The organism is Novosphingobium sp. B-7, assembly GCF_000410615.1.
GTDB classification, from domain to species: Bacteria; Pseudomonadota; Alphaproteobacteria; order Sphingomonadales; family Sphingomonadaceae; genus Novosphingobium; species Novosphingobium capsulatum.
This window is the reverse complement of the sequence record NZ_APCQ01000483.1, coordinates 1-6,771: the sequence shown is the minus strand read 5'-3', so window position 1 is coordinate 6,771 and position 6,771 is coordinate 1. Positions and strand designations below refer to the sequence as shown.

The 6,771-nt window shown below is 60.8% G+C and carries 8 protein-coding genes and 1 pseudogene; 4 read left to right on the top strand and 5 right to left on the bottom strand.

The window, feature by feature from the left end:
• Positions 1 to 19: 19 nt before the first annotated feature.
• Positions 20 to 253 (bottom strand): annotated as a pseudogene (locus H926_RS0105875) (recombinase family protein); the annotation flags it as partial.
• 238 nt (positions 254 to 491) lie between these two features.
• On the opposite strand from H926_RS0105875, the gene H926_RS0105870 reads away from it, so the two are divergent.
• On the top strand, positions 492 to 770 hold the full coding sequence (locus H926_RS0105870; RefSeq protein ID WP_011342941.1) for a hypothetical protein: 279 nt from the start codon (positions 492 to 494) through the stop codon (positions 768 to 770).
• Entirely contained in the window at positions 767 to 1,051 is a 285-nt protein-coding gene (locus H926_RS0105865) for a type II toxin-antitoxin system mRNA interferase toxin, RelE/StbE family (RefSeq protein WP_011342942.1), read from the top strand. The genes H926_RS0105870 and H926_RS0105865 overlap by 4 nt, the downstream gene beginning before the upstream one ends.
• 158 nt (positions 1,052 to 1,209) lie before the next feature.
• Here H926_RS0105865 and H926_RS0105860 read toward each other — a convergent pair whose 3' ends face one another.
• Together H926_RS0105860 and H926_RS34495 are read right to left on the bottom strand one after the other, a co-directional pair.
• The gene (locus H926_RS0105860; protein WP_022675481.1) at positions 1,210 to 2,715 is read right to left on the bottom strand and encodes an efflux transporter outer membrane subunit; all 1,506 of its coding nucleotides are present in this window, start codon (positions 2,713 to 2,715) and stop codon (positions 1,210 to 1,212) included.
• A 10-nt stretch (positions 2,716 to 2,725) separates the two neighbouring features.
• Positions 2,726 to 2,983: an ABC transporter permease gene (locus H926_RS34495; protein WP_022675480.1), complete on the bottom strand. Its 258-nt coding sequence runs from the start codon at positions 2,981 to 2,983 to the stop codon at positions 2,726 to 2,728.
• Positions 2,984 to 3,049: 66 nt separating this feature from the next.
• Between H926_RS34495 and istA the strand changes: the two genes are divergently transcribed.
• Positions 3,050 to 4,312, top strand: a complete 1,263-nt coding sequence (gene istA, locus H926_RS0105850) for an IS21 family transposase (RefSeq protein WP_022675479.1) — start codon at positions 3,050 to 3,052, stop codon at positions 4,310 to 4,312.
• Positions 4,309 to 5,079, top strand: coding sequence for an IS21-like element helper ATPase IstB (istB, locus tag H926_RS0105845; RefSeq protein ID WP_022675478.1), 771 nt, complete (start codon positions 4,309 to 4,311; stop codon positions 5,077 to 5,079). The genes istA and istB overlap by 4 nt, the downstream gene beginning before the upstream one ends.
• A 105-nt stretch (positions 5,080 to 5,184) precedes the next feature.
• Here istB and H926_RS25870 read toward each other — a convergent pair whose 3' ends face one another.
• Together H926_RS25870 and H926_RS0105835 are read right to left on the bottom strand one after the other, a co-directional pair.
• Entirely contained in the window at positions 5,185 to 6,129 is a 945-nt protein-coding gene (locus tag H926_RS25870; protein WP_022675477.1) for an ABC transporter permease, read from the bottom strand.
• Positions 6,126 to 6,771: ABC transporter permease (locus tag H926_RS0105835; RefSeq protein ID WP_022675476.1), on the bottom strand; the 646-nt coding region annotated here is incomplete at its 5' end. The genes H926_RS25870 and H926_RS0105835, both read right to left, overlap by 4 nt.

Sequence of the window (6,771 nt, the reverse complement as noted above, 5' to 3'; positions counted from 1 at the left end):
CACTTTCGTGTAGTCACCCCAGCAAGTGCGACAACGAACGGCCGAGCCGGTCGAGCTTCCACACGACCAACACGTCGCCAGGGCGAACGAATTCGAGCGCCCGCGCCAGGCCCGCGCGGTCGTCCTTCGCGCCGGAAGCATGATCCTCGAACAGATGCCGCGCATCGACGCCGACGGCGAGCAGCGCATCGCGCTGCAAGTTCGTGCTCTGGCGGTCGGAGTCCGACGACACGCGCATGTAACCTACCAACATAAGCGGAAAACCATTAAGACGAGGTTTCCGTATGGTAGCGTCTGGCGACAGAGTTTTCCGCACAATTTTGCGGCCACTCGGAGGTTGGTGCAGAGGACCGTTGAAGGCCTGTCGAAAAACAAATGTTTTCCGACAGGCCTTGGCCTAGCGCACGCCCGCCTTGCAGCGTTCTGTGAATAGCGCTTAGTAATGACGGCGTATATACTTTGTTAGTATCAAGTGGCAGGAGGCCCCGATCATGTCAAAACAAGCCGTTTTCACGATGAAGCTGGAGCCTGAGTTGCGCGCCGAGTTTATGGCCGAAGCCGAGGCGGCCCATCGCCCGGCGTCGCAAGTGCTGCGCGAGCTGATGCGCGAGTTCGTTCAGCGCCAGCGCGAGTCGCGCGAGTACGACGAGTTCCTGCGCCGCAAGGTCGAAGCCGGCCGGGCTTCGATGCGCGCTGGATTGGGGCGGTCGAACGATGAAGTTGAGGCCGAATTCGCCGCACGGCGTGCCAGTGTGGCGAGCCAGGCGTGAGGGTTGTTTGGACGCCCGAAGCGCAGCAAGACCGTGCCGATGTGTGGGACTACATCGCAGCCGACAATCCGCGCGCGGCGGCCCGGATGGATGAGATTTTCAGCGACGCGGCCGCCCGCTTGATCCAGCACCCCATGCTGGGCAAGCCGGGAAAGATTCCCGGGACCCGCGAGTTGATCCCGCACGAAAGCTATCGCCTGGTGTATCAGATCGACGGCGAAACGGTGTGGATACTGACGCTGGTTCATACTGCCCGCCTGTGGCCGCCTGTGCGCGATTAAGAGATGATCATGGCAACAATGAAACGGCGCGTTGACAGACTGCTTTCGAGCCAGACCGCGGTCGGCGGCAGGCGGCCACAAGCGGCCAGTAGGCTTCGCCCTAAAGCTGTCATTTGAACGGCTGCTTTCTTAGTTTCTGCCTCCACCCAAGCGGAGCATCAGTCAGCAGTTTCAGCCACTCCACCACCCAGTGCTCGGTATATTGCAATGAAGCGAAGCTGCGTGCGCCCCTGGCTTGCAACAACGTCACGCCTTGCTTGAATGTCGGTACGCTGGGCGTCGATAACATTGAGGTAATCGACCAACCCGGCACGCTCCCGAGCTTGTGCCAACTGATAGACATCAGCACTGCTTTGAGCCTTAACAAGAAGGCGCTGTTGCCGTTCCTGTTCTGCTGCATAGGACGTCAATGCATCGTCAACTTCCTGCCAAGCCCTCAATACCGTCCGTTGAAATTCGATAGCAGCTTCCTGCTGGCGCAGTTCTCGTAGCGTCACGGTGGCACGACGGCGGCCACCATCGAAAATCGGCAAATCCAAACTCGGACCGATAGACCAGAAGCGGCTACCCCAATCACCAAACTTGCCAGCTTCGTAGGAATCCAAACCGAAGCGAAGACCAAGGCGAACACTAGGATAAAGCTGGGCCTGGGCTTCGCCTATCGCCGCAGTTGCCTGATGTAAGCGCGCTTCGGCCGCACGAATGTCAGGGCGTCGACCGGCCAACTCAGATGGCACGCCGAGCTTGTATTGAGGCAACACCATTGCCGCGGCAGGAGCACTCTCGGCGGCCAGCTCTTTGGCCAAATCACCGGGGCGCAGCCCGAGAAGCAGGCAAATACGGTTCTTGGACTGTGCCTCCTGTTCAAGTAGCGGGGGCATCTGTGCCTCAAGGTCAGCCAGTTGCAGCCGCTGGCGCTCAAGGTCCAAATCGTTGGCGAGTCCATGCTTGCTCCTAGACTCCATCATAGATGTCCGCTCGCGCAGGGCCGTGATGTCGTCCCGCGTCAATTTCAACAGGCGTTGCGTTGTGCGCAGGTCGATATAGGCCATCGCCAAGTCGCTGGAGATGACGAGTCTGGTCTGGTCAAGTAATGCCAACGAATTGGCGATGTCTGCATCAGCAGCCTCAACCGCTCGGCGCACACGTCCCCACAGGTCAATTTCCCAAGACGCATCGAATCCGCCTTGGTAGGAGGTGTAAGGCTCGGATAGTGATTTGGCAACCGCATCCCGATTATTCGGCGCCATTACGTCCAGCACCCGGTCCCCCGCCGCGTATTCGCTCTGCCGCTGGCGAATTGCGCCACCCTGGAGTTTGACTTCGGGGACTTGCTGGCTAGCAGTGACACTCCTCTGAGAGCGTGCCTGTTCATAGTGAAGCATTGCAGTCTTCAAGTCTGGGCTGGACTCAAGCACGCGGGTTTCCAACTGGTCCAGCACGGAATCCTGAAATGCAGCCCACCACTTATGCTCGGGGGCTCCCTGCATCCCCTCGTTCCTGGGCAATTCTTTGCTCGAGCTCGACCATAAAGACCAAGTGGCCGGAGACAAAAGCTCCGGTGCCTTATAGTCAGGGCCAACGGCTGCACATGCCGACAATAGAATGCTCGTGCTCAGGAGCCACAGCGACCGATGCACACGCAAGGTTAAGGTGTTCTTCATTGCATTCCCCTTAGGTCAGCCGATTTCGGAAAAGCCATGCGGCAACGGGAAGCGTTATCGCGGCTATCACCAGCATCGGGACAAAATCCATTCCTACGTCCTGCCAACCAGCACCCTCCAGATAGACCCGGCGAACCAGGTCGATGGCGAATCGCAACGGGTCGGCGTAAGTCAGAATCTGTAGTGCGGTAGGCATGTTGCCAACGGGCGTGACGAGCCCGGACAACAGGATGTTGAAGGACAGTTCACAGGAGCCGTAAGGCGACATCCAGCTTTACGAGGTGTCGCCTTGGCCTGATCGATTTCCCGGCGGGTAGTCTTCCGGGAGAGGACGATGGGTTGTCTCGATGACGAGGCATTGACGGCGATGGGTGTGCTGTTGAAGCAAGGGCATTCGCAGAGCGCTGTTGCGCGGCTGCTGGGGGTTACGGAAGGGTCGGTTCGTTATCACCGCCGCCGGCGCGCTGAGGGCGCGGTGGATGGGCGGAGCCGGCAGATCGGCAAGGCGGCCGCACATGCCGAGGCGATCGCGCATTGGCGCAGCAGTCGTGGGGACGGCGCGATCAACATTGCGGCGTTGCACGAGTGGCTGGTTCGCGAGCACGGCTACACCGGGAGCCTGAAGTCGGTGCAGCGGTATTGGTCGCGCAAATATCCGGCGCCGGTGATCCGGGCGCGGCGACGAGTGGAGACACCGCCGGGCGCGCAAGCGCAGGTCGACTGGGCCGAGTTTCCGGGCATGGTGCTGGGCGAGGAAGTGGTTGACCTCTCGGCGCTGGTGATGACGTTGTCGTGGAGCCGCAAGCGGGCGATCGTGTGGTCGCGCTCGAAGGACGCGCTGGCGTGGCAGTCGTGCCATCTCGGCTGCTTCCAGCGCCTTGGCGGGGTTGCCGCGGTGATGCGCATCGACAACGTGAAGACGGCGCTGTCGAAGGGAGCGGGCGCGTGGGGAGAGATCAACCCGGCCTATCGTCGTTTTGCGCGGGCGATGCACTTCCACGTCGATGCCTGTCAGGTTCGTCAGCCCCGGGCAAAGGGCAAGGTCGAGCGCTCGGTCCGCGATTGCCGGGAGTACCTTGACCCGTACAGCGGCGTGTTCTCCGGCCTGGCCGATCTGCAGGCCTGGACAGATGAGCGGATGACCGAACGTTCAGGCCAACTGCGCTGCCCGGCGACCGGCACAACGGTGGCCCAGGCCTGGGAGCAGGAACGGTTCCTGCTGACCCGTCTTCCCGAGACGCTGCCCGAGCCGTTCGACGTCGCTGTCCGCCGCCGGGTTGGCGAGGATTGCATGGTCAGCTTCGAGGGCCGCCAGTACACCGTTCCGTTTGCCTACATCCGCCAGGAGGTCGAGGTGCGAGGGCTTTCCGGCCGGGTCCTGTTCCTCAAGGACTGCAAGGTCGTCGCCAGCCACCCGCGCGGAACCGAGGCGCTGATCATCATCGATCCGGCCCATTTCGAGGGCCCGGGCACGCCCCGGGTGATGCCGCCGCTGCCACTCGGCCGGATGGGCCGCAAGCTGCAGGAGATCGCCGCCAGTGGCGTTCAGCATCGCTCTCTCGACCTCTATGCGCGCCTTGCGGAGGTGGCCCGATGAACGCACCCCGGATCAGGCTCGATATCGACGCCACCCGCGAGAAGCTGGGGCAACTGGCCTGCGGCCATGCCGCCGAGGCGCTCGAGGGCCTGCTCGGCGATGCGGTGCGCGACGAGATCGGTGCGCACGTCTTCCTCGACCGGCTCCTCACCACCGAACTCGCTGGCCGCGAAGAGCGGCGGGTGCGGGTCATGCTCAAGAACTCGAAGCTGCCGTCGGGCCAGACGCTGGAGAACTTCGATTTTGCCTTCCAGCCTGCCATAGAGCGCTCGCGCATCGACACACTCGCCACGGGCAGCTGGATCCGCAACGCCGAGGTGGTCCTGCTGCAGGGGCCGCCTGGCGTGGGCAAGTCGCACCTGCTCGCCGCGCTCGGCATCCGCGCGGTCCAGCTCGGCTTTTCCGTTCAGTACTATCGCTTCGACGAGCTCATGGCTGCGCTGCGCCATGATGCCCAGTTGCCGCCGCCGCGGATCAAGATGCGCAAATACATGTCGAGCGCGCTCCTGCTGATCGACGAGATGGGCTACGATCCACTCAACCGCGAGGAAGCCAGCCTGTTCTTCCGTCTCGTCAGCTATCGTTACGGCCGCGGCGCGATGATGATTACCACTAACAAAAGCATCCGCGACTGGACCGAGCTGCTCGCTGGCGACGAAGTCCTTGCCACGGCCATTCTCGACCGTCTGCTCCACCGCGCCCACGTCCTCAACATCAAGGGCCGTAGCTACCGCCTGCGCGACCTCGAGGACGCCTTCAAGGCCTGAAAACCACCACATCGGCGGCGAAACTTCAGGGGTGGGGAGCATGCTCCCCACCCCTGAAATCATACCTCTCATGCAACGCGACACCTCGTAACACTGGGTGTCGCCTTAGCTCGTAAAACTGGGTGTCCATTGACACAGGATGAGCGGCATGATGAGTACGAAGGCGTAAACCATTGCCTGGTGCATATTCAGGGACAGCGCCGAGATGGAGAGACCAATACCAACGCAGGCCGTTGTAAAGGCGACAAGCCCCACATAGAGCACAACCAAGGACCCCTGGAACGGAATCCGGAACCAGAACAGCGCCACGCAGAAAACCAGGCTTGCCTGCACCAGTCCGATAGTGATGGCCGGCGACGCCTTGCCAATCAAAATCTCCATGGGTCGCAGTGGCGTCACGAGCAGTTGGTCGAACGTGCCCTGTTCACGCTCACGGGCCACCGACAATGCGGCCAACAGCAAAGTTTGAATCATGCTCAGGGAAGCAATCAGGGCGGGAACGATGTTCCACCGAGATTCCAGGTTGGGATTGAACCAGGCTCGGATTTCAATGTTGACGGGTGGACGTACCGCGTTGGGTAGTGAAGCGTTGAATTGGCCAATCAGGGTGCTCAGGTGGCCAGCCGCCATATTGGCAGTGGTCGAGTTACGCCCATCGAGAATGAGCTGAACAGGTGCGCTACCCGTTGATGCTAGTTTCGCGTCGAAGTCGGGCGCGAAGTGGAGAACCAGCAGCGCCTCGCCATTGTCGATAGCACGAGCAATATCGCTTGAATTGCGCAGCGTCGCCGCCCGTACAAAGACCTTTGAGCCCTCCAGACGAGCCAGCAGATTTGTCGAGGCTGCGCCATGACTCTCATTTAGAACGGCGTATCGCACATGATTGAGGTCGTAGGTGGCCGCGTAACCGAAGACCAGCGACTGGATAACAATCGGGACGATGAGAATTACCCGGATGGCGGGGTCCTTCAAAATCGCCAAGACTTCCTTGCGGAACAGGAAGGAGATTCGGCGAAGAGAACCAGTAATGGATTCGAGCAGAGTCATCATCGGTCCAATGTCTTCTTGGTTCGTAGACGCGCGCCCGTGATGAGCACGGCAAACTGCACGACAAGGATTGTCCAGTCGCGCACGATTAGGTTGAGGTTGTCGCCGGCCAGGAAGCTCATGCGCGCCAGTTCAACGTAGTAGGTTGCAGGCAGGATGGACGCGACCTTCTGGATGCCGGTCGGTACGTTGTGCAGGTCAAACAGGAAGCCGGAGAGCATCAGGGCCGGCAGGAAGGTAATGATGACGGCGACCTGGCTTGCAAGAAACTGATTGCGGGCGGCCGCTGAAATCAACAACCCCAGACTCAGTGCGACCATCAGATAAAGCATTGAACTGACCATCAGCACCCAGAGCGAACCGTGAAGCGGCACATGGAACAACCCCCGGGCGGCGACCAGGCAGAGCGTCAGCCCTCCCATACCCACCGCGAAGTACGGGATGATTTTGGCGAGCAGTATTTCGAGGGAACGCACCGGGGTGACGAAAAGGGCCTCCATCGTTCCGCGCTCCCATTCCCGGGCGATGACCATCGAGGTTAGGAATCCGCCAACCAGGGTCATGATGAGGACTATCAGCCCAGGAACCAGATACCAGGTGCTCGAATTGGCCGAGTTGAACCAGAGGGCTCTGTTGCAAAAATCG

Bases quoted from the DNA above. Each gene is read 5' to 3' on its own strand.
- istA (WP_022675479.1), top strand. From the start codon at position 3,050: ATGGGTTGTCTCGATGACGAGGCATTGACGGCGATGGGTGTGCTGTTG.
- istB (WP_022675478.1), top strand. From the start codon at position 4,309: ATGAACGCACCCCGGATCAGGCTCGATATCGACGCCACCCGCGAGAAG.
- H926_RS0105870 (WP_011342941.1), top strand. From the start codon at position 492: ATGTCAAAACAAGCCGTTTTCACGATGAAGCTGGAGCCTGAGTTGCGC.
- H926_RS34495 (WP_022675480.1), bottom strand. From the start codon at position 2,983: ATGTCGCCTTACGGCTCCTGTGAACTGTCCTTCAACATCCTGTTGTCC.
- H926_RS25870 (WP_022675477.1), bottom strand. From the start codon at position 6,129: ATGATGACTCTGCTCGAATCCATTACTGGTTCTCTTCGCCGAATCTCC.
- H926_RS0105860 (WP_022675481.1), bottom strand. From the start codon at position 2,715: ATGAAGAACACCTTAACCTTGCGTGTGCATCGGTCGCTGTGGCTCCTG.